This window comes from Variovorax atrisoli (assembly GCF_014195185.1).
Classification (GTDB): Bacteria; Pseudomonadota; Gammaproteobacteria; order Burkholderiales; family Burkholderiaceae_C; genus Variovorax; species Variovorax atrisoli.
The window spans coordinates 430,002-456,980 of sequence record NZ_JACIBG010000006.1; the positions used below are offsets into that span (position 1 = coordinate 430,002).

Sequence of the window (26,979 nt, forward strand, 5' to 3'; positions counted from 1 at the left end):
TCCCAATGATCCCGTCTGCTTGAAATTCGACTCCCTTCCCTGATGAAAATCTTCCCCCGCTACATCCGTGAGCTGGATTACTTTCTTCTGGCCATGAGTGATGATGATCTGGATGACTTTCACATCAACGAAGAGAACTGTCGTTCCAGACTCTTCGATGCAATGAAAGCAGACTTTGATCGCTTTGGTCCATTGAGCAAACAGAGGGTTCTGGAAGCCATCGGGTTCATCTTGTCGTCCGGCAAATTCGAACAGTTCTGGGGCTACGTGGTCCCACAGTCCGTATCCTTGGACGAAGTCGAAGATAAGCCTGCTTACCTTCGAGCTCTGTACGAGAGGCTGTCGGGCCAGGTGCCGCCGAGATACGACTTCGGCTCTGATGTGGAGGTGGTTTCGGCCATCAACCCGCCTGGCATCGACATACGCGAGTAGCCCCAGCTACGAGACTCGACTTGGATGTGAAGTTTGTCGATACCGCTGGGCCGCATGGGGCCCACATCAGCAATGGGAACCCGACGTTCGATTCGGTGTGGGGGAAGCCCAGGCCATTAGCAGCCCATCTCTTCAGCGAGCGTGTATCTGACTGCTGCCGCCGTAGAGCGACGGATCACCAAAGGCGCATTTCCTGACGGGACACGGATCACTGCAAGCCGAGCGGCTATATCAACTGCACCAGCGTTGCGGGGCGCAAACCCCCGCGACTCACCGCCGCGCCCGCGGCAACGCCACCGGCGCCAGCGTAGCCCTCAGCCTGCTGGTCGCATCCGGCTCCGCCGCCGCATCCACCTCCAGGGCCCGCTCGACATTGCCGATGTGCTCCAGCATCAGCCGCCGCGCCCCGGCCGTGTCCCCGGCCTCGAGCGCCGCGACGATCGCGCCGTGCTCCGCGCAGGACTGCCCGGCCTCGTGCTTCGATTGGTAGAGCGTGGCCGCCAGCGTGGTCCGCGCGGTGAGGTCGCGCAGCACGTCGACGAGCAGCTGGTGCCCCATCTGCTCGGCCAGGCAGACGTGGAAGTCGGCCAGCAGGAAGGCGCGGGTGGCGGCGTCGGCACCCTCGATGGCGCGCTGTTCGTCGGCGATGTGGTCGCGCAGCTTGCGGATCACCTTCGCGAGCGGCCGGCCTTCGCTGGCCTCGAGGATGCCGGCCTCGACGATGCGCCGGGCCGAGAACGCGTCGCGCGCTTCCTCCGCGGAAGGCTCCACCACGTACCAGCCGCGGCGCGACTGCACTTCGACGAAGCCGCGCGCCTGCAGTTGCATCAGCGCCTCGCGCACCATGGTGCGGCTCACCGAGAAGTTCTCCGCAAGCGCCTGCTCGCCGAGCCGTTCGCCCGGCGCGAGCTTCTGCGCGAGGATGGCCTCGACGACGCGTTCGGCGATGACGGTGGGGCTGACGTCGGGGGCGGGCATGAGGCGGTCCGGTCTTTCCTGTGGTGGTCTCTTCAGTGGCTCGCGGTGTTTACCACGGCCCCGGCTTCGGCCAGCGGCTCGTCGTCGGGCGAGTAGTTGCCGTCGAGCACCGCATGGGCGCGTTCGCGGTCGATGTCGCCCTCCCAGGCGGCGATGGCCACGGTCGCCACGCAGTTGCCGATCAGGTTGCCCAGCGCGCGGGCGATGCCCATGAACCAGTCGACCGACAGCACCAGCACCAGCCCGATGGCGGGAATCGCCGGAATGGCGTGCAGCGTGGCCGCCAGCACGACGATGGCCGAGCCCGGCACGCCGTGCGCGCCCTTGGAGGTGACCAGCGCGATCGCCAGGATCGTCAGCAGGTCGGCCATCGAGATCGGCGTGTTGGTGGCCTGCGCGATGAACACGGCCGCCAGCGTGATGTAGATCGAGAACGCGTCGAGGTTGAACGAGTAGCCGGTGGGAATGACAAGGCCCACCGTCGAATCGCGGATGCCCATGCGGCGCAGCTTGGCCATGACCTGCGGCAGCACGCTGTCGGAAGAGGTGGTGGCGAAGACGATGGTGAGCTCCTCGCGCAGGTAGCGCAGCAGCTTGATGAGGCTGAAGCCCGACATGCGCATCACCACGCCCAGCACCACGAACACGAAGACCAGCACCGCGCCGTAGAAGAGGGCGACCAGCATCCCCAACTGCTTGAGCGAGCCGATGCCGTACTGGCCCACCGTGAACGCGATGGCACCCAGCACGCCCAGCGGCGCCAGCTTGATGATGATGCCCATGATCTTGAAGAGCACCAGCGAGAGCGCATCCACCACCACGGCCACCGGCTTGCCGCGCTCGCCCAGCAGCGTGAGCGCGCAGCCGAAAAGCACCGCGAACAGCAGCACCTGCAGCACGTCGCCAGTCGCGAAGGCGTTCACCACCGTCGTGGGGATCAGCTTCATCAGGAACTCGACCGTGCCGCCGCTCGTGAGCTTGTCGGCGTTCGAGGCATAGGCGCTCATCGCGGCCGGGTCGAGCTTGGACGGGTCGACGTTCATGCCCGCGCCCGGCTGGAACACGAAGCCCAGCACCAGCCCCATGGCCAGCGCGATGGTGGTCAGCACCTCGAAGTAGATGAGCGACTTCACGCCCACCCGGCCCACGCGCTTCAGGTCTCCCGCGCCGGCGATGCCGTGCACCACCACGCAGAACACCAGCACCGGGATGATCATCTTGATCAGCTTGATGAAACCGTCACCGAGCGGCTTGAGCTTTGCGGCGAACTCGGGAGCGACCAGCCCCACGAGCACGCCGAGCACCAGCGCGATGACCACCTGACCGAAAAGCGATTTGGCGAAGCGGGGCATGAGGAAGATCTCCTGTCAGTCTGTCTTGTCGAGGTTTTGCATGCAAGGCTTGCCATTTCTTGCATGCAAGAAATGTAGGCAAGAAGACTTCGAGGCGATCAGAGGGTATTCCCGGGCATCGCCGGGAGCGCACTGCCGCGTTCGCCGGAAGATCGGGCGCACGCAGCGGCTCGTTCAGAAAGAGGGCTGAGGAGTCGCTTGGAGCCGCGGAACGCAGTGCCATGGCAGCGCCTCGGCAGCGGTTTGGCGAGGCCGTGGCGGGTCAGGGCCGACGGCACGCCGGACAGCAAGCGGGCGCCAGACGAACCCTGGCTCCCGGCTTCCGGCTTCCGGCTCAGGCGGCAACCGGCTGCGAAATGCCGCAGAGTGCGTCTGTCACCGGCCTGGTGCTTCGCTGCTTCACTGCCACGTCGGCGAGAGAGAGGATGCCCACGAGCCGCTTGTCGCGGTTGACGATCGGAAGGCGCCTGATCTGGTGGGCAGCCATGATCTGCGCTGCGTGGTCGAGGCGATCGTCTTCGTACGCCCAGCGGATGCCGGCGGACATCACGTCGCGCACCTTGGCCTTTGCGCCGCGGCCCTCCGCGATGCCGCGAACCGCGATGTCGCGGTCCGAGATCGCGCCCACCATGCGGTCGTTCTCGCCCACCGGCATCATCCCGAAGTCGCCGTCGCGCATGCGCTGTGCGGCTTCCTCGACGGTCGCATCGGGGCTGATGACCTCGACTTCGCGGGTCATCACTTCGTGGATCTTTCGCATCTGGGGGGCCCTTTCCTGAGAGTCATGGCTTGCGTGAGGCTGCGACTGCGTACAGCCCGGGTCTATTCCGTTGCAGCGGCGAATGTGTAGGAGAAGCTCGGCAAAGGTGGTGGTGTCGAGGGCGACGTGAAGAAGCTATCTGCTGCGAGGCGCACCCGGGGCCTGCTCGCCCGGTGGCAGGGGCGCCGTTGGCGTGGCGGGCAGTTCCACCGGCACTTCGAATCGCTTCTGCAGCACGTGGAAGTAGGCACCCGCCGCCAGCAGCGCGACCACTGCCGCCACGATGCCCCAGGCGAACACCCGGCGGTCTTCGCGCCGGGCACCTGCAGAGCCGCGCTCCTGCTGCATGTCGTGCATGTCGTTCACGTCGCTGGGCGCCTTCTCGTTCGCTCGTTGTTCTTCCATCGCATCACTTCGTCGTCGCCTGGAAGTCGGCCTTGCCCTTTTGCTCTTCGATGGCCTCGCATGAGCTCCAACCAGCCTTGCATTCGGAACCTGCAGCATCGCCCGAGGGCGTCGCCGGAACATTCATCTGCCGACGTATCGAGAGTGCCTTGGGGCAAGAAGCGGCAGCGTTACTGTGGTTGAGTTTCTTCATGTCGATCTTCTTGGGACGCCGGCTCTCGTTGCACCCAGGGGGAACCTAGGAACAGATCGGCTCCTCATTCGCCCGGCCCGATCAGTTCGCGATCAGTTTGCGGCGCACGAAACCCAGGCTAGAAAGCGCCAGGGGTGCGTCGATAGGACGTGCGGCGATGCAGCCGTCAGTCCACGCCGACGCACCGCCGCGCTGCCGGACGGGTCTCACGCCAGGCTGCTGCCGATTCCCACCGAAGCCACCCATACGCGGCGCAACATGGTTGCGCACGGGAAAGGAAGCTTTCATGCAGATGCTGCAGTTATCCAGCGAGCGGCGCGCACGCCTGCTGTCGCACGGCCTCCTGGCCATCAACGCGAGAAGCCAGGAGGTTCTTCAAGGGCTCACGTTCGAGGAGTCGCAGTTCCTGATCGATTTCGACGATGGCGGACATGGCGCGGGCGACGCCGCTTCGATGGAGCGCCGCGAAGAACTTGCGCTGCGGCACGAGCAGGCGCGGCTTCGCATCGCGAGGGCTGACGACGAGAGCAGTGCGGCCGAGGAGCCGCGGCCGAGCGTGGCTTCGAAGTTCTGAGGCGCTCAGGGCACGCGCTTGTTCGGCGATGCGCCGCCGGGGTTGGTGGGCGGGGCGGGCCGTTGATCCTGAATGACGGTGTCGTTGCCGGCGTAGTCCTTCTCGGCCTGTGCGCTGCATGCCGCTCGCGCCGCCGCAGCCTGAAGCTCGTCGCACTTCTTCAGGGCCACGCGGTAGTCGGACTCTTTCCGAGCCTGCTGCGCTGCGTTGCGCGCGTTGCCTTCGCCCTTGGGCTTGCCCGGGCCGCTCGCGTCGATTTCGGCGGGCAGGGGCAAGGGCGCCTGCTGCGCTGCAGCCTGGGCCGCAGCCAGGCAGAGCGCTGCGATGGCGGCGAATATCCTGAGGTCGGGTCCGTCCATGGCGGCCTCCGCAAAGAAACCAATCTGGGCCGCGGTTGCGGGACGCCATGTCGGACGACTGCCCCTCGCGCCGACGGAAGTGATGCGGAGCGCCGGGAACACGCTGGGCGCGCTAGCGCCGCACGAACACCTCGATCTCGACGCGGCGGTTCGGCGCGAGGCAGTCGATCAGTTCGGCCCGCTTCGCGGGCTGCGTGCACTGCACCTTCGGTTCCGTCTCGCCCTTGCCCTGCACGTGGATGGCCTGCGCGGGGACGCCCGAGCGCACGAGGTAGTCGCGAACGGTCTCGGCACGCGCCAGCGAGAGCGCCTGGTTGTAGGCGGCGCTGCCGAGCCGGTCGGTGTGTCCGGTGATGCCGATCGACTCCACCGGGCCGGCGCTGCGGATGTCGCTCGCCAGCGCTTCGAGCCTGCGCCGGCCCTCGGGCAGCAGGTCGGACAGCGAGCGGCCGTCGAAGCGGAACAGGCCGTCGGCGCCGAGGGTGGTCCTCGTGGCCGGGGCCGCCGACGGAGTGGTGGCAACGGGCGCGGCCGCCACGCGCGGCGGCCGCAGCAGGTCGGCACAGCCGAGGCCCTTCCAGTACATGCCGTTCGTCAGCACGTCCGCGTTGAAGCGCACCATGTACTGGCAGGTGAGGTACTCGGGGCCGGCGCCCGTGCGGAAATGGAAGATGTAGTTCCACTCGCGCACGCCGCCCAGCCCCTCGCTGAAGTGCGGAAAGCCCAGCAGCTCGCGTACCTGGTCCTTGCCCATCCCGGTGCGCATCGCGCGCAGGGCCTCGAGGTTCGGGAAGGTGCCTTGCTTCCACGTGGCCGAGCCCGGCGCGGGGAAGTCGTCGTCCCTCGGCGGTGCCGGGTTCTCCGCGGCGGCCCGGGCCTGCATCTCAGGGGTGATCGAGTAGCTGGCGCAGCCGCCGGCCAGCAGCGCGGCCATGCAGATCGCGGAAGCGGTGAAAAGGGCCCTGGTGCGAAGAGGCTTGTTCATGATGGAGTTCGTCCGGTTCATCTGTGTCGCCTTCCCTTCAGTTGAAGACCCATTCCGCGCCGACGGTGGCGCCCACGCCGGCACGGCTGGTGGCCACGCCGCCGGTGATGCTCCAGGCGTTGTTGTCCGCGGTGCGGCGGAAGCTCACCCCCACTGCGCTCTGGCCCTTGAAGGAGCCCGCGCCGATGCGCATGACCGTCTTGCCCGGCACGTAGCTGCCGGGCATCTGCAGCGCCATCGCGGCGGCGACACCGGCGTAGGCGTTCTTCTCCACGCCGTCAAGTCGGTCGCCCAGGGCGTTGATGCGGTTGTTCAGGCCGGCGCTGGTCGCGTTGAGCTGGTTGACGTTGACGGCATCGGTGCCCGCCACGCCCGGCGCCACGTTGTGCACCGTCACCGGACCGGTGGCATTGCTGCCGCCCATGGTCACGCTGTTGTAGTTGGTCGAGCCGTCGGGGTTGGTGTCGTACTTGACCGTGGATTGGTCGATCACCGCCACCTGGCCCTGCACGCCCCGCAGCTGCGACACGTTGACGGCGTCGCTGTCGGCCGTGCCCGCGGCCACGCCGGTGATCTGGCGGAACTGGCCGCTGGCGGCATTGCCTACCGACACGGCCGCCAGCGTGCTGGTGGTCGCGCCGATGGCGATGCGCTGCGCGTCGGTCGCGGTGGGCGGAACGTAGCCGGCCACGCCCGCCGCGGTGGACGCCACCGAGCCCGCGCCCAGCGCCACGCCCCCGGCCTGCGTCACGCTGGTGCCCGCACCGAGCGCCACGCCCTGCACGGCGGCGGCGGACGACTGCGTGCCCAGCGCGATCGAGTCGGCCAGATGCGAGGTCGAGCCCTGGCCGATCGCGATGCCGCCCGGCGCGCTCTGCTGCACCACCGCGCCGTTGCCGATGCCGATGCCGTTGTTGCCGTTGACCACCGTCTGCGGACCGACCGCCACCGACTCCGCGCCGATCGCCAGCGAATCCGCCGCCGTGGAGTTGGCGTGGAAGTACTGGATCGGCGTGACCGCGAAGGACTGCAGCGCGCCGCTGAGCTGGCGCAAGGTGACCGCGTCCTGCGCCTGCGTGCCGTCGGCGACGTTGGTGATCTGGCGGTAGGTGGTGGCGCTGCCCACGGAGAGGGCGCCCAGCAGCGTGCGGTCTGCAGTGTTGAAGGGGATCAGCGAACTGCCCGCGGGGATGTTGCCGGTGCCGGCGGCGATCGCGCGGTCGGAGACGGAGCCCGAGCCGATGGCGACGGCGCTGTCGATGGTGGCGCTGGCATCCTTGCCCACAGCCACGGCGTCGGGCGCCTGTGCGCCGTTGTTGTTTTCGTTGCCGCCGCCGGTGGACTGGACGCTGAAGTACCTGATCTTGTTCGCGGTGACCGTGCTGCTCAGATTCTCGATCGACTGATTGGTGGCGAACAGCTGCGAGCCATTGATCGCATCGGTCGAGGAACCGGAAATCCTGCCGGCCGCCACGTTGGTGATCGTGCGTTCGCCGCCCACGGTGCCGACGCTGACCGTGCTTGCCGGCGTGGTGCCGGCGAAGTTGTAGGTCGTGCCGTTGATCACCGTGTTCGCGGTGCCGACCGCCACGTCCGTCACAGAACCGGAGCCGAGCGCGACTGCCCCGGCGTTGTTGGCCACGGCGTTCGGACCGATGGCCACGGAATCCGTCCCCAGCGCCTGCGAGTCGGGTTGAGTCGAGTTCGCGTGGAAGTACTTGATGCCTGCACCGGCGTTGATGTTCGTGATGTCTGTCGTGTTCTTCGTGACCTGAAGGTTCGTGGCGTACAACTGCGAGCCGTTGACGGCATCGGTCGAGGTGTCGGAGAGCCGGCCGGCAGCCACGTTGGTGATCGTGCGCTCGGCGCCGGGAGCACCGATGCTGACCGTGCTGCCCGGAGCAGCGCCGGCGAACTTGTACGTGGTGCCGCCGATCACCGTGTTCGCGGTGCCGACTGCCACGTCCGTCACCGAACCGGAGCCCAGCGCCACGGCGCCGGCGTTGTTGGCCACGGCGTTCGGGCCGATGGCGACGGATTCCGCTCCCACCGCCTGCGAGTCGGGCTGGGTCGAGTTGGCGTGGAAGTACTTGATGCCGCCGCCGGCGTTGATGTTGGTGATGTCGGCCGTGTTCTTCGTGACCTGCAGGTTCGTGGCGTTCAGCTGCGAGCCGTTGATGGCATCGGTCGAGGTGTCGGAGATCCGGCCGGCCGCCACGTTGGTGATCGTGCGCTCGGCACCCACGCTGCCCACGCTCACGGTGCTCGCCGGCGTGGTGCCCTTGAAGTTGTAGACCGTGCCGCCGATGGTCGCGCTGGGCGTTCCCACCGCTGTTGCGGTGACCGAACCGGAGCCCAGGGCGACGTCACCCGCATTGGCCGCCGCCGTCGCCGCATCGCCGACAGCCACGCTGCCCGCCTTGCCGACGGCACCAGCGGTGGAGCCATTGCCCAGTGCCACCGACCCTTGGCCGATCGCCTTGTTGCCATTGCCGATGGCGACCGCGCCGTTGGCCTGGTTGGCGGCAGTCGCCGAGGCCGTGCCGTCGCTGTTGGCGATGTTGTCCGCGCCGCCGACGTACGCGCCCGTGCCGCTCGCGAAGCTCGGGTCGCCGATGGCCACGGCGCCGTTGCCGTAGGCCGTGTTGCCGGAGCCGATCGAGACCGCCTTGCCGCCTGTGGCGGTGGCGTTGGTGCCGATCGAAACCGCCTGGGCCGAATCCGCCCGGGCGTTGCTGCCGACGGCGATGGTGTTCAGCGCCGAGGCGGTGGCTTGGCGGCCGACGGCAATCGCTTCCGTCTGCGTGGCGGAAGACTCTCCGCCGACGGCGATGGCATTGGTTCCCGCCGCATTGGCGCCTGCCGTCGCATTGCCGCCAAGCGCCAGCGATCCGGTTCCCGAGGCGCGTACGGCGTTAGCTGCGGTGGCTCCGCCCGAGCCGAGCGCGGTGGCGTAGTCGGCACCGGCGTTGGCCCGGGTGCCGAGCGCGAGCGCGTCGACGCCGGCAGCCCGGGTGGCTACGCCCATCGCGACAGCGCGCGTCTGGGACGCTTCGACATCGGTGCCGACGGCAATGGCGGCCTCGGCCGTGGCACCCGTTCCCGGCACCGTGCGCGCGCCCAGGTTGATGGAGTTGATCTGGGAGGCGACCGCCTGGAAGCCGATCGCGATGGCGTTGCGGCCGCCCGCGCTGGCGCTGCTGCCCTGGGCGACGGCATCCAGCGCCGAAGCGCTTGCCGCCGTACCGACGGCGATCGCGTTGTCCACGCTCGCTTTGGCGTTCAGCCCGATCGACGTCGTTGCGTTGCTCGCGACACCGATACCAGCATTGGTGCCGATGGCCACGTTGTCGTTGCCGCTGACCAGGTTGCCTGCCGAGGCCTTCAGGGTGGCATCGTAGGCAACGGTGCTGTCGCCGACGCCCAAGGCGATGTTGCGCGTCCCCGTGACGCCCGAGCCCGCGCCCCGCATCACGCTCGCAATGCCGCCGCCCACGGCGGTGTTCTGTGCGCCGGTGACCAGCGTGCCTGCAGCGATGCCCACTGCGGCCGAACCCGTGTTAGCGGCCGTCGAGCCCGCACCCGCGCCCTGGCCGACTGCGACCGTGCTGGCGCCGGTTGCCACCGCCTGGGCTCCGAGCGCGAGCGAACTGTTCCCCAGCGCCCGGGAGGCGTTCCCTAGGGCAGTGGCCGCTTCGTCGGTCGCCCGTGCCGTGGAGCCGATGGCGGTTGCCGTTTGCGCGGTCGCGGCGGATTGCACGCCGATGGCAACGGCAGCGTTGCCGCTTGTGGTCACGTCCGTACCGATCGCGATCGAACCCTCGCTCAGTGCGCCGGTTCCCGGAGCGGTACGTGCGCCCAGGTAAAGGGCATTGACCGCGGAAGCAATGGCACCGTAACCGAGAGTCACGGCATTCAATCCACTACTGTTGGCGCCGTACCCCAGGGCCGTGGCGCCGCCTGCGGTCGCTTGAGATTGCTGGCCAGCGCATGTGGCTGAGCCGCTGTAGTAGTTGTACGGCGCCGTGGTGCAGATCGCCGACTGCGCTTGCGCCCAGGAGCCCCATCCCAAACCGCCCATCGCCAGCAGGGTGGCCACCACCCCTCTGACCAGGCGTTGCGGCGGAAGGGTGGCAGATGCCCCGTCTCGGGGGGGCACCGCTCTACCAGCCCTGCTGCGTTTTCCTCCGGCGGAAGTGATCTCGGACGCCGCTACCCAGGCGCCGAGCGATTCGTTCCACAACGAACGATAAGTATTGTTCATGAGCCCCGTCCCATCCATTTAAAGGTCGATGAATAGCCAAAAGCCATTCGGGCTCCCTGTGTAATTTGAATTATTTTTTGCAGGCAAATCTTATGAAATGAAATGGCGGCGGCCGTCTTTGCTGTCTCATTTTGGAGTCATTTTGTCGAAGTTATTCGAAAATTAAATCGAGCTGAATATGCGCATAGTAGTATGAAGATACTCAATGAATTATTTTTTACAATCTTAATTATTTCGGATATTAGCTATAAGTTGTAATCAATATTTTTTAAAATGAACGATTTATGAATATATTGATTTTTCATTGAAGTACTGATTCGCCTAGGGGCAGCGGCTCGTCATGAGAACGAGTGGGCATCGAAGATTGGCTGGTTTTGGTGGGTCCCGTGGCATGCCGCGATAATCCTGGCCGTTCTGAAATGGCGATGCCTTTTCAGATCCTCACTACTTTTTTTGCTCTCTCGTCATGTCTTTCCACTTTGCATTTGGGGCATCCGCAGCTCTCGCATTCGGCCTGGCGCTGACCCTGCCCGCCATGGCTCAAATCAGTGCATTGGCGCCGCGTATGCAGTCCGACCTGAAAGACATCCGAATGAAAGCGATCACCAGCCTGCCCAGGGCCGGCGGCAGCGCCGGCGACCGCGACGGCTGCCCTTTGAGCGTGATCGAGCCCAGGTCGACAGCGGCGAAGCTGGTGGCAGCGCAGGGCTGGGCGGTGATGGCGGACGTGCCGCTGGGCGCCTATCGCGCCGTCAGCTTTGCCGGCCGGATGAAGGCCGGCACGAGCGGCACCTGCAGCATCACCCAGGGCAACGTGGCCGTGTTCGACGGCGACAGGCTCCTTGCGCTGGCCTACGGCAAGTCGGACGAAGACACCGCCATCGGCAACCTGACGCCGCTCGAGGGCGGCAGCGTGCGCGTATGGAGCGGCGGCATCGTCGGCTCGCCCGCGGGCGACCTGCGCGTGGAGGCCGACGGCACCGTACGGCTGGGCAGGGTGGCCGACGAGGAGACCGTCTGCCGCGGCCGTGCCAGCGTGCCGAACGTCTACGGCATGCCGATCGACAAGGCCCGCAAGGCGCTGGCCGACAAGGGCTGGAAGCCCGTTCGCGTCAAGCCCGACGGCGAATCGCGGCAGGCCGGGTTGATCAGGCGTGGCATCGTCGAGGTCGAGTCCTGCGCGGGTACTGGCCTGGCCTATTGCAGCTTCAGATACACCGGCGCGGCGGGCACGCTGTCGCTCGTCACCGCAGGCGAAGAGGGCCTTCCGCACACCGTCGGCTACGACGTCAAGTGCCGCTGAACACGATGAAGAAGATGAACATGACCAAGACCCGGTGCTTCTCCCTGCACGTCGCGTGCGTCGCCCTGCTGCTTGCCGCCGCAGGCCCCGCCCACGCCATCGATTGCAGGAAGGCCGGCAACCGCGTCGAGCACATGATCTGCGCCGATGCCAGGCTCAAGGCCGCCGACGCGGAAATGGGCAAGGCCTATGCAGCCCTCGTGCAGCAGGCCGGCAACGACGCCGAACTGCGCGCGATGCTGGTGCGCAGCCAGAAGCGCTGGATCGAAGCGCGCGACATGCGTTTCGACTCGCCCATGGACTACCCCGGCGCGCCCGACGCCGCCGCCTTGCCCCGCAACCTTCTGCAGGAAATGCGCCGCCGCACCCGCACGTTGAGCGAGCCCGGCAAGACCGACCGCGCCGTGCCGCGCCTGCTCGAAGCCGCGCAGGCGCAGCGCAAGTTCCTTGCGCAGTTCACAGGCGGCCCCTTCGCTGGCTTCGCGACCTCGTGCGACTTCCTGCCCGGCGGCCAGCAACTGAGCTACGGCTGCTTCAGCGACCGCAGCTACCAGCACCACGAGCGCGTCTGCACGCTGCGTGACGACTGGGCCAGCGGCAGCTACTACCAGACGCGGCTCGTCGGCAATGTCGTTCAGGGCCGCCTGCAGACCGTCGCTGCATGCGGCGACGGATCCGAGGGCGGCAGCCCGTGCCCCGAGGCGGACGGCAGCGGCAGGCCGGGCGCGCGCTGGAACCTCCAGCCGGGCATTGCGGCATCGATGCCGAAGCCTTCGCCCAAGCTCGATGCGGAAGCCAAACTCGAGGCCGACGACACCGCCTGGCTGCGTGCCTGCCTGACCGACGCACGCTATCCGCAGGGCGCGGCGCGCTGACGCCAGACGCCGCCAGCCGCCAGGCAGCGCGGCGTTTCGGGGCGGGCCTTGCCTGCGCACCTACATCGGCTGTCCTGCCGTTCCCACATCCATTGCGATGGCAGCGCAAAAGCATGGGTCCCGGATCGACCACCGCCCCGGAGCGCAGCCTTGCCGACATCGTCCACCCGCACCAGCAACCGCAAGCGCTCGCCGGCGGCCAGCGGAGCGCGGGGCGACATCCGCATCGGAATCTCCGGCTGGCGCTATGCGCCCTGGCGCGGGCGCTTCTATCCGGCAGGGCTGACGCAGCGCAACGAGCTCGCCTTCGCCTCGCGCATGCTGCCCAGCATCGAGCTCAACGGCTCTTTCTATTCGCTGCAGCGCCCCGAGTCGTACGAAGCTTGGCGCGACCAGACGCCCGACGGATTCGTGTTCGCGGTCAAGGGCTCGCGCTACATCACGCACATGCTGCAGCTCAAGGACGTGCGCCCGGCTCTCGCCAACTTCTTCGCCTCGGGCGTGCTCGCGTTGGGCGCCAAGCTCGGTCCCATCCTCTGGCAGCTGCCGCCGAGCATGCGCTACGACCCGGAGCGCATCGACGCATTCCTGTCGTTGCTGCCGCGCGACGCCAAGGCCGCCGTCGCGCTTGCCCGCGAGCATGACGAGCGCATGGAGGGCCGGTCGTCGCTGAAGGCGCCGCGCAGCCTGCGCATCCGCCATGCGATCGAGGTGCGCCACCGCAGCTTCGCCGACCCCGATTTCATCGCCATGCTGCGCCGCCACGGCGTGGCCCTGGTGGTGGCCGACACGGCGGGGCGCTGGCCCCTGCTCGAAGACCTGACGGCCGATTTCGTCTACATCCGGCTGCACGGCGACAAGGAGCTCTATGCCAGCGGCTACGGCGATGTGGCGCTCGACCGCTGGGCGCAGCGCATCGAGGCATGGAGTCGGGGCCACCAGGTCGGCGACGCGCGGCTGGCCTCGGATGTCGCCGCGCGGCGGGGAAAACGCGATGTCTACTGCTACTTCGACAACGACATGAAGGTGCACGCGCCATACGACGCGGCGCATCTGGCGAAGCGGCTGGGGCTTGTGACGGGCTTCGGGCCCGACGACTCGTCCATCGATGAAGCCGCATCGGCCCTGCCGAAGAAGAAGGCCAGCCGCCGGGAATGAGAGAGAGAGAGGGAGAGCAGCGCGGCCGGCTCGCCGTGCGGCGCATTCTTCTTCAACTACATTGCCCGCATGACCGAATCCCTGCCGGGCGAAGCGCCCGTCTACCTCGAGGCCGCAGCGAGCGGCGAATTCATCGAACTGCACGAACACGACAATCGCCTGCGCGTGCGCGCCGGCGCGATCGGCCGGCCCTGTCTCGTGCTGCACGCCGGCTTCGAGTCGCCAGACAAGGCACATGCCCATCGCCAGCGCCTGCTCGATGCCTGGCGCGCCCGCGGCTTCGTGGAGTGTCCGCCATTGGCGCAGGTCCTCGAAGGCAGCGTCGCCGAAGAGCTGCATTGCGACGGCCGCGTGCCTCATCCGCTGCTGGCCCCGTTCTTCCAGATCGACGGCGCCGACGAACTGCAGGGCCAGCCCCGGCGGCTCGCGCTGTTTCGCGACGGCCTGCGCTGGCATGGCGACTTCGACTTGGAACGCATCGCCGAACTCGGCCTGTACGCGGGCGTCATCGTGGCCGGCGATGTCGACGTGGACGGCGTGTTCAGCCAGCTCACCCACACCTATCCGCGCCACGTGCTCGTGGGTGGCGACGTCCGTGCCGCCAGCTTCGGCCACGGGGACAGCCACATGCGCGTGCTCGGCGACGTGCGCGTGCGCAACATCGTCTACGGCGAGTACAACGACGGCAGCCTGCGCATCGATGGCGCCGTACATGGCCGCGCGTTCATCTCCGCCGACCATGCAATGCACGTCAAGGCCGGCTGCCATGCACCGGTGTGCGACTGGAACAGCGGGCAGAACTGGTCCGACTGCCTCCATCCGGGCCTGTTCGAGGCAGACGATCCGCAGGAGGCCGAGACCGGCGCCATGATTTCCCCCGACGCCATCCGCACCTTCATGCGCGAAGGCCGCGACCCGTTCCGTGATGGCACGCAGCCGGCGATGGACGAGTCGCCGCGGGCCACAGCGGAGCCTTCGCCGCTTCCACCGCCTTCATCGTCCTTTGCAGAGCGCCTGCGCGAGTGCGTCGAGGCCGGCGACACCGAAGCGATCACACAGCTGATCGAAACCTGGCCGCAGCGCGACGAGGAATGGCAGCAGGCCCTGACCGGCCGTCTTTTCGCGCCGAGCACCACGCCGCAGCAGCGTGTGCGGTTGAAGGCGGTGCAAGGCCAGGTTGTCTCCCGCACATGATCTTCGACCGCGACACCTACCGCCGCTTCTTCGACGGCTACTTCATCCGAGACTGCACCATCGGCATCGAGGACGGCCGCCTCGGCTTCCTGCTGTTTGAGGAGCAGGAAGACAAGGACCATGACGAGCCGTTCAAGGTCCGGCTGCTCGCCGTCAAGCTGGCGAATCCGGTCGAGACTCGGTTCTTCGCGCTGACCACCCAGGCGCTGGGGCTGGGCTGCGATCTGTCTAGCGCCTGGGCGCCAGACCATTCGGAGTTCGTCTCGGTGGGCATCGGACGGGAGACGCTGGCCTACAAGCCGAAGGTCCACAAGGGGCAGGAGGCAAGCATTCCTTTTCATGGCGCAGGCGAGCCGCATCCGGTGTCAGGGCTCCAGTACGACAGCATCGTGCTGCGCACCGCACGCGCCGGCACCACGGTGTTCTCGGTCGGTGCGCCGTTCCGGGTGTACGAGCGGCTGGGCCCTGAACAGTGGCGCGAGCACATGGAGATCCCGCTGCCCGAAGGGCTTGGCAGCACGGAGCCTGATGTTGCGGACGACACCTTGTCGAACTCGAACTTCAATGATCTTGCCGGCCTTTCTGCGCAGGACCTGTACGTGGTCGGGTCGCGTGGCGCCGTCTGGCGACGGCATGAAGGGCTCTGGAAGCAGCTGCCCTTTCCCTCGACACTGGATCTGAAGACCGTGGCTGTCGCGCCCGACGGCACGGCCTATGTCACCGACGAACGCGGCCACGTATGGCAAGGGCGCGACGACAGCTGGCGTTGCCTGACTCCGAAGCCACACAGCGAAAGCTTTCTCGACAGCGCCTGGTTCGCCGGCCGGCTCTGGTGCACTGGCAGGACGGGCGGCTGCTACGTGCTCCAGGGCAGCAGGATGGTGCTGGCCATGGATGCGCGCCGGCAGCCGATGCCCCATGACTACTCGCTGGTATCGCAGCGGCTGGATGTGTCGCCGGATGGCCGCAGGATGCTGGTTGCCGGTTGGCACGGGGCACTGGAGTTCGATGGCGAGCATTGGACGGTGCTGTTCTACGGCGAGCCCTGAGCCCGGCTATCCACCGGCTGCTAGGCTCGCGTGCTCATCCCCGCGAGAAGCTTCTCACCCATGTCCAGCAACAAGTTCCAGATCGGCAAGTGCGCGTTCGAGTTCGCACCGGATACCCAGGTCGTCTTCGAGGACGACGGCATGTCCTTCGAGCTGAAGGCACGGCCCGTCGCCTTCGACAAGGCGCTGCACGCGCCGCCCTTCGACCCGGAGGGCTCCGACAATCCTGCGCCCGGGCAGATCGCTCCTTCGTTCCGCTCCTCGACCTTTCACTTCTACGACAACCACGACACCCCACAGCGGCGCGTGCGCTACCTGAAGGACCAGCCGACGCACGGCTTCTACATGTGGGAGAAGGGCTTCGCGTACGGCACGCGCTTCTTCGGCGAGATCGACCTGCGGCCCGACCGGATCGCGATGCACGGCCTGCTGCGGCACGACTACGAGACGGACGAGGAGGGCGTCGCGGTGGATGTGGTGTGGCACTGCACGCCCGGAGAAGTGGAGCTGCGCCAGCACACCTACGGCAGCCTCGAGGAGGCGATGGCCGCGCCGCCCGAGCGCGTGCGCCGGCTGCTCGTCGGCGCATGGGACGCCCGCTGGCACGACGAGCTGCTTCGCTTCACGCAGCTCGAGTTCCTGTCGATGCAGGCCCTGTGGACCGGCGATGCGGAGAGTGCCGTCAGGGTCTTGCCGGAATCGCTCTGCACGCTCACGCGCCTGCGCGAGCTGCATCTGCGAAGCAGCAGCATCACCCGCCTTCCCGAGAACCTGGGTGCGCTCGAATCGCTGGAGGTGCTTTCGCTGCAGCATTGCCGGCTCGAAGCCTTGCCCGGCGGCATCGGCAAGCTCGCGCGCCTGAAGAGGCTGCTGCTGGACGGCAACCAGCTCAAGACAATTCCCGAGTCGGTGGGCCATCTGCCGGCGCTCGAACTGCTGAGCATCGACGGCAACCCCTTCGAATCGCTGCCGGCTTCGCTGCAGAACATCGAGAAGGTCAGCATAGAGAAGAAGAACGAGGCGCTCTTCCGCGACATCCGCTATCGACCGGAGTTGGAGATCTCGGTCGATCGCGAGGCCTTCATGGCCCGCAGCAGCCCGCGAGCGGCGGCGCTGCTGGGCGATGCCCTCGCGCGACATGGGCTCTCGAACTACGCAGGGCCGCTGCGGCGCCATGCACGTCAGGCGCTGCGTCTGCGCACCACCGAGCCCGAGGACTACGCGACGCCCGGCAGCACGCGCATCGGCGGCACGCCGGACCTGCCCCCCGGCGTCGACTACCCGAGCACCGACGGAAAGCTTTGGCGCTTCTTCGCGCAGATCGATCTCGCCGCGATCGCCGCGCTGCAATCGTGGCTGCCGCGCACCGGCCGGCTCTACTTCTTCTGCGAAGGGCAGGAGCATGGCGACGGTGTGCGCGTCCTGCATTCGGATGCGCCCGTTGCCGAACTGCGGCCCCATGCCTGGCCCGAAGGAGCGGAGTTCGCCGATGGCTTCGACGTGGGCGACGCGCACGAGGGCTACAAGGTCTGGATCGACTCCACGGTGTCGGTGCCGAATCTCTACAACGCAGGCGGAGGGCGCCTCATCGGCGAAGACGCCGTGCTGCTCGAGATCGAGGGGAATGATGAACTGCAGGAGGCCTGGTGGGCGCTCGAGGCCGAGCTCACCGGCGACGACGAGCGCAGGAACGGCGCGCACCTGATGAATGCCCATGTGTTCACGCAGCACGAGAACCCGCAGGAGCAGGCCTCGCGCGAGAAGGGCGGGCTGCCCGAGGAGTGGATCAACCTGCTGACGCTGCGGTCCGACGACAAGCCCGGCTTCTGCTTCTGGGACGCCGGCACCTTCACCTTCAGCATCCACGAGAAGGACCTGGCGCTCGGTGATTTCTCGCGCGTGCACGGTAGCCTGGAGAGCAGCTGAACCGGCTTTGCCGATGCGGACTAGAACTTTCGCAGTCCCGCCTGCGTTGTTCTTTCGCAATACCCGCATTTCGCCGCGCCAGATGGGACATCGGCGCGCATTCCGATACCTAGAATCGCGCCGGTCCGGGCGTCCGCCCGGCTCTGCCACTCCGGAGAAACCGCGATGTCCTTTTCGTTCGGTGCCGTCGTCGTCACGTACTTTCCCACCGACGGGCAACTGGCGAATCTCCATGCGCTTTCATGTATGTGCTCGCGCCTGTGCGTGGTCGACAACACACCGCAGCCCGGCGACTGGCACGGCAAGATCGCCGAAGAAGGGGTCACCGTGCTGCACAACGGCAACCGCGGCGGCATCGCGGGTGCCTTCAACTGCGGCATCGCCGCACTCGAAGCGCAGGGCGCGGAACTCTTCTTCCTTCTCGACCAGGACTCGGTGCTGCCGCCGGGCTACTTCGAGGCCATGTGCGAGGCGGCGGAGAAGGCACAGGGCATGGCTGAAGGCGAGGGCAAAGACGACGCCGCCTTCCTGATCGGCCCTCTCGTGCACGACACCAACCTCGATGCGCTGATCCCGCAGTTCGGCCTCCAGGGCAAGCGCGTCTACCAGTTCGACCTGCGCAAGCCCTTCACCGAGCCGCTGGCGCGCTGCGCCTTCATGATCTCCTCGGGCTCGCTGATCTCGCGCGGCGCATGGGCCAGGCTCGGCCGTTTCGACGAGCGCTATGTGATCGACCATGTCGACACCGACTACTGCATGCGCGCGCTGCGCAGCGAGGTGCCGCTCTATCTCAACACGCAGGTGGTGCTGCACCACCGGATCGGCGAGCTCGAGGCGAAGTCGCTCTTCGGCTGGAAGATCTACGTCATCAACTACCCGGCCGTGCGGCGCTACTACATCACGCGCAATGCGCTCGACCTCTCGCTGGCGCACATGCGCGCCTTTCCGGCGATCCTGTTCATCAACGTCTACACGCTCAAGCAGATCCTGCCCATGCTGATCTTCGAGCGCGACCGCCTGAGGAAGAGCGTCGCGCTGCTGGTCGGCTGCTTCGACGGCCTCTTCGGCAGGCTGGGCGGCATCCGCGAAGCTCGCCCGCGCGTTGGCAGGTACCTGAGCCGCAGCGGGTGAGGGCGCAGCGATGAGTTCAGGCCCCCAGGCACTTCACGTACCGCGCGTGCGCCGCGCAGCGCTCGCCTTCATCTTCGTGACGGTGCTGATCGACTTCCTGGCGTTCGGCCTCATCCTTCCCGGGCTGCCGCATCTCGTGGAGCGGCTGGCCGGCGGCAGCACCGCGGCGGCGGCCTACTGGATCGCGGTGTTCGGCACCGCGTTCGCGGCGATCCAGTTCGTGTGCTCGCCGCTCCTTGGCGCGCTGTCGGACCGCTTCGGCCGGCGGCCGGTGATCCTGCTGTCGTGCCTGGGGCTGGCGGTCGACTTCGCGTTCATGGCGCTGGCCGACAGCCTGCCGTGGCTCTTCGTCGGCCGCGTGGTGTCGGGCGTGTTCTCGGCCAGCCTCACCACCGCCAACGCGTACATCGCGGACGTGACGGCGCCGCAGGACCGCGCCAGGAGCTACGGCATCGTCGGCGCCGCCTTCGGGGTCGGGCTGGTGCTCGGGCCGGTGCTCGGAGGGCAGCTGAGCCACGTCGATGCGCGCCTGCCTTTCTGGTTCGCGGCAGGCCTCACGATGCTCAACTTCTGCTACGGATGCTTCGTGCTGCCCGAATCGCTGCCGCCCGAGCGGCGCAGCCCGAGGCTCGACTGGTCGCACGCCAACCCGGTCGGCTCGCTGATGCTGCTCAGGCGCCATCCGCAGGTCTTCGCGCTGGCAGCGGTGATCTTCCTGGTCAACCTCGCGCAGTACGTGTACCCGAGCGTGTTCGTGCTCTTCGCCGACTACCGCTTCCAGTGGAAGGAAGACACGGTGGGCTGGGTGCTCGGCCTGGTGGGCGTGCTCAGCGTGATCGTCAATGCATTGCTGGTCGGGCCGGGCGTGAAGCGCTTCGACGAGCGGCTGGCACTGTTGTTCGGGCTGGGCTGCGGCGTGCTGGGCTTCGCCATCTGCGGCGTAGCCGATGCCGCCTGGGTCTTCATGCTCGCGCTGCCGTTCTGCACCTTGCTGGCCTTCGCGGGGCCGGCCGCGCAGGCGTTGGTCACGCGGCAGGTCGACGCGGCGGAGCAGGGGCGCATCCAGGGTGCGCTGACGAGCCTGGTGTCGGTGGCGGGCATCGTTGGGCCCGCGGCCTTCGCCGGCAGCTTCGGCTACTTCATCGGCGCGGATGCACCGGCGCGGGTGCCGGGCGCGCCGTTCTTCATTGCCGCTCTGTTCCTGTGCGTGAGCGTGCTGGTCGCGTGGCGCTGCACGCGACCCGTGGTGGCGGCTGCAGGCGACGCAGCGGTAGAGCCAACCTGAGGCGCGCCGGCAGGCCGCTTCAGCCCAGGAACTCGCCCTCGTTGAACTGCTCTTCCATGCGCTGAGTCGCCTTCGCGACATGGGCGGCGAGCATCTCGTCCAGGTCGATGCCGGTCAGGGCCTTCTGGCAGAGCGGCTTGTATCGCGCCACCCAGTCTTCTTCGCCTGCGTCGTGCTCGTAGACGACGTTGTGGAAGGCGCCGTCCCGGTCGAAGGCCAGAAGGGTGCGGTCTTCATAGCGGTGATGCGCCCAGCCGAAGACCACGTAGTGCTCCGTCAGCGCTTCCTGAGAGGCCGGCTTCAGACCGCCGAACTCCTGCCGGCTGCCGAAGGTGCACAGCGCGCCCATGAGGCTGGGCCAGGCGTCGTCGACGTCCGGGCTCTCGCCCCAGGAGAGCAGTCTGTCGATGGCGAGCAGGTCGACATGGCGCATGCGGTTCTCGGGCAGCAGCGAGAAGGCGCCCAGCGATCCATAGAGCGCTTTCAGCGGCTCGGGCAGGCGCATCCCGATGCGGGCCTCCAGGCTCTCGATGGCGTCAGCGCTCTCGGGGCCCTGGCGAACCGCGGAGAAGGCGCATCCGAAATCCTCGGCCGTGTCTTCGTCCTCGATCCGGGCGACCTGCCTGGCGAGTTCCTCGACCCTGGCTTCGTGGCGGTCGAGGGCGGCGGTGAAGCGGGGGAGGCGGTCGGCCAGGGAAGGAACTGTCTGCATGGTCCGTGCGGCGGGGCAGGGCGCCAGCCGTGCTGTTTGGGGCGCGGCGAGTATAGGCGGGCGGTCTCCGGACGGCAGCCGGGCAGTACTGGCCGCATGGCCCGTACGTAATTCCCCTTACGGTCCGGTCAGATTGCAATCAGTTTGACGCCAGAGCATGCAGGGGTCCGGCTTTCCGCCCGGATGGAGACGATCAGTGCCGGTTCGCCGGTGCCGGTGATTTCGAAACCCATCGCACAAGAAGAGATGAAAAACAGAACCCTTGTCAGAGGCTTGTTCCTCATGGCGATAGCGTTGGCCTTCGGCCTGACCTCGCTTCGCTACCCCATCGGAGACTTGAGCCGCGCCGGCCCCGGTTTGTTCCCCGCCATGATCAGCGCGATGCTGCTGGTGATCGCGGTTTCCACCGTGATCCGCTCGTTCTTCGTGGAGAGCGTGAAGCTGGAGTTCAACTTCAAGAACATCTCGCTCATTCTCGGCAGCCTCTGCGGCCTGGCCGTGATCTCCATGTACGTGAACATGATCGCCGGGATCATCTTCATGGTCTTCTGCTCGGGCTTCGCAGCGTCGTCCTACTCGGTGATGCGCAACGTGAAGATCTCCGCCGGGCTGGTCATCATGGCGCTGGCCCTGCAGAAGCTGCTCGGCCTGAACCTGCCGCTGTATTGAGGAAAGACACGACATCATGGAAGTCCTCAACAATCTCGCGTTCGGGTTCTCGCATGCCCTGACCATGCAGAACCTGCTGTTCTGCGCCATCGGCTGCACGGTGGGCACGCTCGTCGGCCTGCTGCCCGGCCTCGGCCCGCTGGCCACCATCAGCCTGCTGCTGCCGCTGACCTACTCCATTCCCACCACCGGCGCGCTCATCATGCTGGCCGGCATCTACTACGGCGCCCAGTACGGCGACAGCGTCAGTGCCATCACGATGAAGATCCCGCATGCGAGCAGCATCGTGGCCTGCATCGACGGCTACGCGATGACGCTCAAGGGCCAGACGGGCCTTGCGCTCTTCACGGCCGGCTTCTCCAGCTTCATCGGCGGCACCGTGGCCATCATCGTGCTGTCGTTCCTTGCACCGGTGCTGGGCGAAGTGGCGTTCCTGTTCGGCCCCGCCGACTACGTCGCGATGATGCTCGTGGGCTTCGTGTGCGTGAGCTTCGTGACCACCGGCAGTCTGCTCAACGGCCTGGCGATGTGCATGATCGGCGTGCTGCTGGGCACCATCGGCACCGACGTGAACAGCGGCATGCAGCGCTTCACGCTCGACCTGCCGTTCCTGGTGGACGGCGTGGGCATCGTGAGCATCGCGCTGGGCTGCTTCGGCATCGCCGAGATCACCAAGAACCTCGACTCGCGCGAGGAGCGCTCGCCCTTCAACGGCAAGATCAACCTGATCCCGACCTGGGCCGAGTTCAAGCGGATCATCCCCAGCGCCCTGCGCGGCAGCGCGATCGGCTCCTTCCTGGGCATCCTGCCCGGCGGAGGCCCGACCATCGCCCAGTTCGCCGCCTACGCGATCGACAAGAAGGTCAGCAAGTACAAGCACGAGATCGGCACCGGCTGCATCGAGGGCGTGGCCGGCCAGGCCGCTGCCGACGAGGCCGCCGCGCGCACCAGCTTCATCCCGCTGATGAGCATCGGCATCCCCGAGAACGCGGTGATGGCGCTGATGCTGGCCGCTTTCATCATCAAGGGCATCCAGCCCGGCCCGAACATGATCGGCAGCCACCCCGAACTCTTCTGGGGCCTGGTGGCCAGCATGTGGATCGGCAACGTGTTCCTGCTGGTGCTGAACGTGCCGCTGGTGCGCTACTGGCTGTCGGTTTTCAAGATCCCGTACGCCGTGCTGTTCCCGTCGATCCTGTTCTTCTGCTGCATCGGCACCTACAGCGTGAACAACAGCCTGGAAGACATCTTCATCACCGCCGCCTTCGGCTTCATGGGCTACATGTTCATGCGGCTGGAGCTCGACGCGGCGCCGCTGATGCTGGGCTTCATCCTCGGCCCGATGCTGGAGGAGAACTTCCGCCGCGCGATGCTGCTGAGCCGCGGCAGCTTCGGCATCTTCGCCACCCGCCCGATCAGCGCCACGCTGCTGAGCCTGGTCGGCGTGTTCATCGTCTGGCAGGTGGTTTCGTTCCTGAACAACGTGCGCAAGAGCAAGGGCGCCGCGTTGCCGCCGCAGTCAGGCGCGGCGCTGGAGCCGCAGGAGTAAGCGGCCCGGCCGCCTTCCTGCAAGCGGACGAAACTGCATTCGCCGCGTTGCCCGATCCGGGTGACGCGGCGAATTGCTTTGCGGGGTGGTGGTCGCGCGTGGCGCGCCTGCCTCGCCTCGCCCTGAATCAATGCATGTCAATGCATGCGTGCGAACTTCCCCGGCGGCTGACCCACGTGCCGGCTGAATGCCGTGCTGAAGGTGCTCGCCGATCCGTAGCCTACCCGCTGCGCCACTTCCGCGATCGCAAGCTCGTCGCCGCGCAGAAGCTGCTTGGCCAGGGCCATGCGCCATGAGAGCAGGTACTCCATCGGAGGCATGCCGACCGCGCGGTTGAAGCGATCGAAGAAGGCCGAGCGCGAGAGCGCGCTCTTGCGCGCCAGCTGCTCCACCGTCCAGCTGCGTGCGGGGTCTCCATGCATGTGGCGGAAGGCGGCAGCCAGCCGCCTGTCGGCCAGGCCGCGCAGGAGCCCGGGCGAGGCCTGTTCGCCCGAGCTGCTGCGCAGCGCCTCCACGAGCAGCACTTCCACGAGCCGTGTGAGCACCAGTTCGCGGCCCGGCCTGCGTTCCAGCGATTCCTCGCGTACCAGCTGGGTCAGCAGCGGCAGCTTCTGCGAACCCTGCACATGCAGCACGGCGGGAAGCAGCGACACGAGCATGGCCGAATCGGGCGAGTCGAACTCGAAATAGCCGCCCAGCATCCGTACGTCGGGACGGCCGCCGCGCGTGCCGTGGCGGATCTCGCTGCCGCTCGTATCCATGGCGGCCTTGCGCGCATCGATGGCCACGGGTGTGCCGGGCTCCAGGCTCGTCATCGTGAAGCCGGGCGTGGTGGGCAGCAGCACGAAGTCTCCAGCTGCAAGCGTCAGCGTTTCCTCTGCGTCGACCGACAGCAGGCAGCTGCCTTCGAGAAGCGCGCAGAAGCTCGGAAGGCCGAACTGCGTGTAGCGCACGCCCCAGCGCCCGGCTCCGCTGATCACCTTGGAGAACACCGCGCGGGGCTTGAGCAACGAGATCACCTGCGACAACGGATCGACGGCCATGGCTGGACTCTCGCAAATGAATGATGGACTGATGATTGTAGATAGTCCGATCGAAGGCGCCTATCGTACGGGCTTCTTCCAACGCTCATTCACTCATCCACACAGAGGACCCCATGAAGACTGTTCTGATCACCGGCTGCTCGTCCGGCTACGGCCTTGCCACCGCGCGCCACTTCCATGCCCAGGGCTGGAAAGTCATCGCGACCATGCGCAAGCCGCAGGAAGGCCTGTTCGAGGACTCGCCGCGCATGCGCGTGCTGGCGCTCGACGTGGCGCAGCCGGAGAGCATCGCCGCAGCGCTCGATGCGGCCGGGCCGGTCGACGTGCTGGTCAACAACGCCGGCGTCGGCCTGTTCGGCGCCTTCGAGGCCACGCCCATGGCGACGACGCGCGAGCTCTTCGAGATCAACACCTTCGGCGTGATGGCCATGACCCAGGCCGTGCTGCCCGGCTTCCGCGAACGCCGCAAGGGCGTGATCGTCAACGTGACATCGAGCGCAACGCTCGCTCCCATGCCGCTGGTCGCTGTCTACACCGCCAGCAAGACCGCGATCGAGGGCTTCACCGCCTCGCTCGCCCACGAACTGCAGGCGTTCGACGTCGCAGTGAAACTCGTCGAGCCCGGCTATGCACCCACGACACGCTTCGCGGACAACGGCCGCGAGCGCATGCAGGGCCTGATCACCGAGCCTTACGCGCCCCTTGCGCATTCGATCTTCGGCATGCTGGCGCAGGCCACGCAACTGACGCAGGAGTCAGACGTCGCCGAGGCGGTCTGGCGAGCGGCGAACGACGCCACGGGGCAACTGCGATTCCCGGCGGGCGCCGACGCGGTCGCGCTGGCGCAGCGGGCCGCGGGTTGAAGCAGCCGGTCGGCGCTTTCGCCAGCCTCAGCCGGCCGAAGTCACTGCCGCGGTGGCTGGCTAAGAAGCCTCGGGCTCGCGCTGCAGCGCAGTGTCGGTATGGGGAATGGGCGCGGTGAGGATCTGCGCCAGCCAGTGATCGAGCGTGTCGCCCGATGGCCGTGCCAGGCGATGGCCGCCGGGCGAGGGTTGCGCGGCGCTTTCCGTGCGGCGCGTGATGGGCCCCACCTCGTCGGGAAACCATCTGAAGATGCTGAGCTGGCTCTTGTAGCCGTCACCCTGGCGCACGAACAGAAATCCCTGCTGCGCGTTGCCTTCCGCATCGACCGGGACACCGGCGGCACGCAGGGCCGTGACCCTTGCACCTGTGTCCATGTCGCGCGGCAGCTTCAAGGTGATGGTTGCGTTGTGGACCATTCGTCTCGCCATGTTCTTACCCTCATGCTTTCTTGTGGCTCGCTGACTCGAAAAGCTTTCCCAGGGGCCCGCGCTTTTTTGTGAGGGAGGCGCGGGCCTCCCGGAACTTCATTGCGCTACCGCTTACTTGTCGTGATGCAGGTAGCTCGCCTGCTTCGGCAGCAGCAGGCTCACGGTGAAGGCGACGACCATCATGGCCGTCACGTACCAGTAGAAGTACGACTCGTGCCCGATCGACTTCAGGCCCAGCGCCACGTACTCGGCGCTGCCGCCGAAGATCGCGTTGCCCACCGCGTACGACAGGCCCACGCCCAGCGCGCGGATCTCGGGCGGGAACATCTCCGCCTTCACGATGCCGCTGATCGAGGTGTAGAAGCTCACCACCGCCAGCGCGAGGGTGATCAGCGCACCGGCCACCAGCGGGCTGCTGACGTTCTGCAGGTTGCTCAGCACCGGCACCGTCATCAGCGCGCCCAGGGCGCCGAACAGCAGCATGTTGCTGCGGCGGCCGATGCGGTCAGACAGCGCGCCGAACAGCGGCTGCATGCACATGTAGATGAACAGGCAGGCCGTCATCACGTTGCTGGCGGTCTTGATCGACATGCCGGCCGAGTTCACCAGGTACTTCTGCATGTACGTGGTGAAGGTGTAGAAGATCAGCGAGCCGCCGGCCGTGTAGCCCAGCACCACGAAGAAGGCGCGCTTGTGGTGCGTGAACAGCTCGCGCATCGTGCCTGCGCCCTTGGCGGCACGGGTCTTGGTGCTGGCGGTCTCGGTCAGTGTGCGGCGCAGCATGAGCGCCACCACGGCCGCGATGGCGCCGAGCACGAAAGGAATGCGCCAGCCCCAGGCCTTGAGTTCGGCCTCGTCGAGCACCTGCTGCAGCACCACCACGACCACCACCGCGAGCAACTGGCCGCCGATCAGCGTGACGTACTGGAACGACGAGAAGAAGCCGCGCTGTCCGCGCATCGCCACTTCGCTCATGTAGGTGGCGGTGGTGCCGTATTCGCCACCCACCGACAGGCCCTGCAGCAGGCGCGCCAGCAGCAGCAGCGCGGGAGCGGCCGCGCCGATCTGCGCATAGGTCGGCAGGCAGGCGATGACCAGCGAGCCCACGCACATCATGACCACCGAGGTCACCATCGAGGTCTTGCGGCCCTTGCGGTCGGCCAGCCGGCCGAACAGCCACCCGCCGATCGGGCGCATCAGGAAGCCGGCGGCGAACACGCCGGCGGTGTTCAGCAGCTGAACGGTCGGGTCCGACTTCGGGAAGAAGGCCGGCGCGAAATAGATCGCGCAGAAGGCGTAGACGTAGAAGTCGAACCACTCCACCAGGTTGCCCGAAGAGGCGGCGAAGATGGCGAAGATGCGCTTGCGCTTTTCCTCGAAGGTATAGGGCGTGTTGTTGTTGGCGGAGGCGGTTGCCGCGTCGGGGCTCGATGCGCCGGCGGCCGCGCTTGCGATGGCGGTCATGGAAGGGGTCCTTGTCTCTGGCTGCGG

The 26,979-nt window shown here is 67.1% G+C and carries 25 protein-coding genes and 1 pseudogene; 13 read left to right on the forward strand and 13 right to left on the reverse strand.

Annotated elements, in window-relative coordinates:
- Nucleotides 1-42: 42 nt before the first annotated feature.
- Complete coding sequence (locus tag FHY06_RS22630) at nt 43-432, forward strand: hypothetical protein (protein ID WP_132801068.1); 390 nt, start codon at nt 43-45, stop codon at nt 430-432.
- A gap of 270 nt (nt 433-702) precedes the next feature.
- Here FHY06_RS22630 and FHY06_RS22635 read toward each other — a convergent pair whose 3' ends face one another.
- From FHY06_RS22635 to FHY06_RS22655, 5 genes are all read right to left on the reverse strand, one after another.
- Nucleotides 703-1,410: a GntR family transcriptional regulator gene (locus tag FHY06_RS22635; RefSeq protein WP_019657009.1), complete on the reverse strand. Its 708-nt coding sequence runs from the start codon at nt 1,408-1,410 to the stop codon at nt 703-705.
- A gap of 32 nt (nt 1,411-1,442) precedes the next feature.
- Complete coding sequence (locus FHY06_RS22640; protein WP_132801071.1) at nt 1,443-2,762, reverse strand: C4-dicarboxylate transporter DctA; 1,320 nt, start codon at nt 2,760-2,762, stop codon at nt 1,443-1,445.
- Between the two features lie 334 nt (nt 2,763-3,096).
- Nucleotides 3,097-3,522 carry a CBS domain-containing protein gene (locus FHY06_RS22645; protein ID WP_019657011.1) on the reverse strand — a complete coding sequence of 142 codons (426 nt, stop codon included), beginning with the start codon at nt 3,520-3,522 and terminating at the stop codon, nt 3,097-3,099.
- Between the two features lie 135 nt (nt 3,523-3,657).
- Nucleotides 3,658-3,927 carry a hypothetical protein gene (locus FHY06_RS22650; RefSeq protein ID WP_019657012.1) on the reverse strand — a complete coding sequence of 90 codons (270 nt, stop codon included), beginning with the start codon at nt 3,925-3,927 and terminating at the stop codon, nt 3,658-3,660.
- A gap of 4 nt (nt 3,928-3,931) precedes the next feature.
- On the reverse strand, nt 3,932-4,120 hold the full coding sequence (locus FHY06_RS22655) for a hypothetical protein (protein ID WP_184606347.1): 189 nt from the start codon (nt 4,118-4,120) through the stop codon (nt 3,932-3,934).
- Between the two features lie 286 nt (nt 4,121-4,406).
- Between FHY06_RS22655 and FHY06_RS22660 the strand changes: the two genes are divergently transcribed.
- The gene (locus FHY06_RS22660; RefSeq protein WP_019657014.1) at nt 4,407-4,694 is read left to right on the forward strand and encodes a hypothetical protein; all 288 of its coding nucleotides are present in this window, start codon (nt 4,407-4,409) and stop codon (nt 4,692-4,694) included.
- A 5-nt stretch (nt 4,695-4,699) separates the two neighbouring features.
- On the opposite strand, the gene FHY06_RS22665 is transcribed toward FHY06_RS22660, so the two are convergent.
- The 4 genes and pseudogenes from FHY06_RS22665 to FHY06_RS35165 form a co-directional block, all read right to left on the reverse strand.
- Nucleotides 4,700-5,053 carry a hypothetical protein gene (locus FHY06_RS22665; RefSeq protein ID WP_184606348.1) on the reverse strand — a complete coding sequence of 118 codons (354 nt, stop codon included), beginning with the start codon at nt 5,051-5,053 and terminating at the stop codon, nt 4,700-4,702.
- 112 nt (nt 5,054-5,165) lie between these two features.
- Entirely contained in the window at nt 5,166-6,038 is an 873-nt protein-coding gene (locus tag FHY06_RS22670) for an OmpA family protein (protein ID WP_260310591.1), read from the reverse strand.
- Between the two features lie 37 nt (nt 6,039-6,075).
- Complete coding sequence (locus tag FHY06_RS22675; protein ID WP_409327465.1) at nt 6,076-9,948, reverse strand: beta strand repeat-containing protein; 3,873 nt, start codon at nt 9,946-9,948, stop codon at nt 6,076-6,078.
- Nucleotides 9,949-10,206: 258 nt separating this feature from the next.
- Nucleotides 10,207-10,320, reverse strand: a pseudogene (locus FHY06_RS35165) (ESPR domain-containing protein); the annotation flags it as partial.
- Between the two features lie 574 nt (nt 10,321-10,894).
- On the opposite strand from FHY06_RS35165, the gene FHY06_RS22680 reads away from it, so the two are divergent.
- From FHY06_RS22680 to FHY06_RS22715, 8 genes are all read left to right on the forward strand, one after another.
- The gene (locus tag FHY06_RS22680; protein WP_221404335.1) at nt 10,895-11,605 is read left to right on the forward strand and encodes a PASTA domain-containing protein; all 711 of its coding nucleotides are present in this window, start codon (nt 10,895-10,897) and stop codon (nt 11,603-11,605) included.
- A gap of 20 nt (nt 11,606-11,625) precedes the next feature.
- Nucleotides 11,626-12,480 carry a lysozyme inhibitor LprI family protein gene (locus FHY06_RS22685; RefSeq protein WP_184606352.1) on the forward strand — a complete coding sequence of 285 codons (855 nt, stop codon included), beginning with the start codon at nt 11,626-11,628 and terminating at the stop codon, nt 12,478-12,480.
- Between the two features lie 150 nt (nt 12,481-12,630).
- A complete protein-coding gene (locus tag FHY06_RS22690; RefSeq protein ID WP_221404336.1) occupies nt 12,631-13,638 on the forward strand; it encodes a DUF72 domain-containing protein in 1,008 nt (335 codons plus the stop codon).
- 69 nt (nt 13,639-13,707) lie between these two features.
- Nucleotides 13,708-14,832 (forward strand): hypothetical protein, encoded by a 1,125-nt coding sequence (locus tag FHY06_RS22695; protein WP_184606353.1) that lies wholly within the window; start codon nt 13,708-13,710, stop codon nt 14,830-14,832.
- The gene (locus tag FHY06_RS22700) at nt 14,829-15,881 is read left to right on the forward strand and encodes a beta propeller repeat protein (protein WP_019657022.1); all 1,053 of its coding nucleotides are present in this window, start codon (nt 14,829-14,831) and stop codon (nt 15,879-15,881) included. Before FHY06_RS22695 ends, FHY06_RS22700 begins: the two co-directional genes overlap by 4 nt.
- Before the next feature lie 60 nt (nt 15,882-15,941).
- Nucleotides 15,942-17,807: a DUF1963 domain-containing protein gene (locus FHY06_RS22705; RefSeq protein ID WP_184606354.1), complete on the forward strand. Its 1,866-nt coding sequence runs from the start codon at nt 15,942-15,944 to the stop codon at nt 17,805-17,807.
- A gap of 165 nt (nt 17,808-17,972) precedes the next feature.
- Complete coding sequence (locus FHY06_RS22710) at nt 17,973-18,938, forward strand: glycosyltransferase family 2 protein (protein ID WP_184606355.1); 966 nt, start codon at nt 17,973-17,975, stop codon at nt 18,936-18,938.
- 10 nt (nt 18,939-18,948) lie between these two features.
- The gene (locus tag FHY06_RS22715) at nt 18,949-20,223 is read left to right on the forward strand and encodes a TCR/Tet family MFS transporter (protein ID WP_184606356.1); all 1,275 of its coding nucleotides are present in this window, start codon (nt 18,949-18,951) and stop codon (nt 20,221-20,223) included.
- Between the two features lie 19 nt (nt 20,224-20,242).
- Here the strand turns inward: FHY06_RS22715 and FHY06_RS22720 are convergent, their stop codons facing one another.
- Nucleotides 20,243-20,935, reverse strand: coding sequence for an SMI1/KNR4 family protein (locus tag FHY06_RS22720; RefSeq protein WP_145761973.1), 693 nt, complete (start codon nt 20,933-20,935; stop codon nt 20,243-20,245).
- Nucleotides 20,936-21,181: 246 nt separating this feature from the next.
- Between FHY06_RS22720 and FHY06_RS22730 the strand changes: the two genes are divergently transcribed.
- Nucleotides 21,182-21,604 (forward strand): tripartite tricarboxylate transporter TctB family protein, encoded by a 423-nt coding sequence (locus FHY06_RS22730; protein ID WP_026346643.1) that lies wholly within the window; start codon nt 21,182-21,184, stop codon nt 21,602-21,604.
- A 16-nt stretch (nt 21,605-21,620) separates the two neighbouring features.
- Nucleotides 21,621-23,153 carry a tripartite tricarboxylate transporter permease gene (locus FHY06_RS22735; protein WP_019657027.1) on the forward strand — a complete coding sequence of 511 codons (1,533 nt, stop codon included), beginning with the start codon at nt 21,621-21,623 and terminating at the stop codon, nt 23,151-23,153.
- A gap of 137 nt (nt 23,154-23,290) precedes the next feature.
- On the opposite strand, the gene FHY06_RS22740 is transcribed toward FHY06_RS22735, so the two are convergent.
- Entirely contained in the window at nt 23,291-24,196 is a 906-nt protein-coding gene (locus FHY06_RS22740) for an AraC family transcriptional regulator (protein WP_145761793.1), read from the reverse strand.
- Between the two features lie 113 nt (nt 24,197-24,309).
- On the opposite strand from FHY06_RS22740, the gene FHY06_RS22745 reads away from it, so the two are divergent.
- Entirely contained in the window at nt 24,310-25,059 is a 750-nt protein-coding gene (locus tag FHY06_RS22745; protein ID WP_132754963.1) for an SDR family oxidoreductase, read from the forward strand.
- A gap of 60 nt (nt 25,060-25,119) precedes the next feature.
- Here the strand turns inward: FHY06_RS22745 and FHY06_RS22750 are convergent, their stop codons facing one another.
- Both FHY06_RS22750 and FHY06_RS22755 read right to left on the reverse strand, forming a co-directional pair.
- Nucleotides 25,120-25,476, reverse strand: a complete 357-nt coding sequence (locus FHY06_RS22750) for a hypothetical protein (protein ID WP_184606357.1) — start codon at nt 25,474-25,476, stop codon at nt 25,120-25,122.
- A gap of 123 nt (nt 25,477-25,599) precedes the next feature.
- Complete coding sequence (locus tag FHY06_RS22755) at nt 25,600-26,952, reverse strand: MFS family transporter (RefSeq protein WP_019657031.1); 1,353 nt, start codon at nt 26,950-26,952, stop codon at nt 25,600-25,602.
- Between the last annotated feature and the right edge of the window lie 27 nt (nt 26,953-26,979).

What these genes read in the sequence shown, in the direction of transcription:
- FHY06_RS22695 (WP_184606353.1), top strand. Translation starts at nt 13,708, where the DNA reads ATGACCGAATCCCTGCCGGGCGAAGCGCCCGTCTACCTCGAGGCCGCA.
- FHY06_RS22645 (WP_019657011.1), bottom strand. Translation starts at nt 3,522, where the DNA reads ATGCGAAAGATCCACGAAGTGATGACCCGCGAAGTCGAGGTCATCAGC.
- FHY06_RS22720 (WP_145761973.1), bottom strand. Translation starts at nt 20,935, where the DNA reads ATGCAGACAGTTCCTTCCCTGGCCGACCGCCTCCCCCGCTTCACCGCC.
- FHY06_RS22670 (WP_260310591.1), bottom strand. Translation starts at nt 6,038, where the DNA reads ATGAACAAGCCTCTTCGCACCAGGGCCCTTTTCACCGCTTCCGCGATC.
- FHY06_RS22710 (WP_184606355.1), top strand. Translation starts at nt 17,973, where the DNA reads ATGTCCTTTTCGTTCGGTGCCGTCGTCGTCACGTACTTTCCCACCGAC.
- FHY06_RS22685 (WP_184606352.1), top strand. Translation starts at nt 11,626, where the DNA reads ATGACCAAGACCCGGTGCTTCTCCCTGCACGTCGCGTGCGTCGCCCTG.
- FHY06_RS22750 (WP_184606357.1), bottom strand. Translation starts at nt 25,476, where the DNA reads ATGGTCCACAACGCAACCATCACCTTGAAGCTGCCGCGCGACATGGAC.
- FHY06_RS22680 (WP_221404335.1), top strand. Translation starts at nt 10,895, where the DNA reads ATGAAAGCGATCACCAGCCTGCCCAGGGCCGGCGGCAGCGCCGGCGAC.
- FHY06_RS22745 (WP_132754963.1), top strand. Translation starts at nt 24,310, where the DNA reads ATGAAGACTGTTCTGATCACCGGCTGCTCGTCCGGCTACGGCCTTGCC.
- FHY06_RS22660 (WP_019657014.1), top strand. Translation starts at nt 4,407, where the DNA reads ATGCAGATGCTGCAGTTATCCAGCGAGCGGCGCGCACGCCTGCTGTCG.
- FHY06_RS22705 (WP_184606354.1), top strand. Translation starts at nt 15,942, where the DNA reads ATGTCCAGCAACAAGTTCCAGATCGGCAAGTGCGCGTTCGAGTTCGCA.
- FHY06_RS22650 (WP_019657012.1), bottom strand. Translation starts at nt 3,927, where the DNA reads ATGGAAGAACAACGAGCGAACGAGAAGGCGCCCAGCGACGTGAACGAC.
- FHY06_RS22665 (WP_184606348.1), bottom strand. Translation starts at nt 5,053, where the DNA reads ATGGACGGACCCGACCTCAGGATATTCGCCGCCATCGCAGCGCTCTGC.
- FHY06_RS22635 (WP_019657009.1), bottom strand. Translation starts at nt 1,410, where the DNA reads ATGCCCGCCCCCGACGTCAGCCCCACCGTCATCGCCGAACGCGTCGTC.
- FHY06_RS22715 (WP_184606356.1), top strand. Translation starts at nt 18,949, where the DNA reads ATGAGTTCAGGCCCCCAGGCACTTCACGTACCGCGCGTGCGCCGCGCA.
- FHY06_RS22730 (WP_026346643.1), top strand. Translation starts at nt 21,182, where the DNA reads ATGAAAAACAGAACCCTTGTCAGAGGCTTGTTCCTCATGGCGATAGCG.
- FHY06_RS22735 (WP_019657027.1), top strand. Translation starts at nt 21,621, where the DNA reads ATGGAAGTCCTCAACAATCTCGCGTTCGGGTTCTCGCATGCCCTGACC.
- FHY06_RS22655 (WP_184606347.1), bottom strand. Translation starts at nt 4,120, where the DNA reads ATGAAGAAACTCAACCACAGTAACGCTGCCGCTTCTTGCCCCAAGGCA.
- FHY06_RS22740 (WP_145761793.1), bottom strand. Translation starts at nt 24,196, where the DNA reads ATGGCCGTCGATCCGTTGTCGCAGGTGATCTCGTTGCTCAAGCCCCGC.
- FHY06_RS22630 (WP_132801068.1), top strand. Translation starts at nt 43, where the DNA reads ATGAAAATCTTCCCCCGCTACATCCGTGAGCTGGATTACTTTCTTCTG.
- FHY06_RS22640 (WP_132801071.1), bottom strand. Translation starts at nt 2,762, where the DNA reads ATGCCCCGCTTCGCCAAATCGCTTTTCGGTCAGGTGGTCATCGCGCTG.
- FHY06_RS22700 (WP_019657022.1), top strand. Translation starts at nt 14,829, where the DNA reads ATGATCTTCGACCGCGACACCTACCGCCGCTTCTTCGACGGCTACTTC.
- FHY06_RS22755 (WP_019657031.1), bottom strand. Translation starts at nt 26,952, where the DNA reads ATGACCGCCATCGCAAGCGCGGCCGCCGGCGCATCGAGCCCCGACGCG.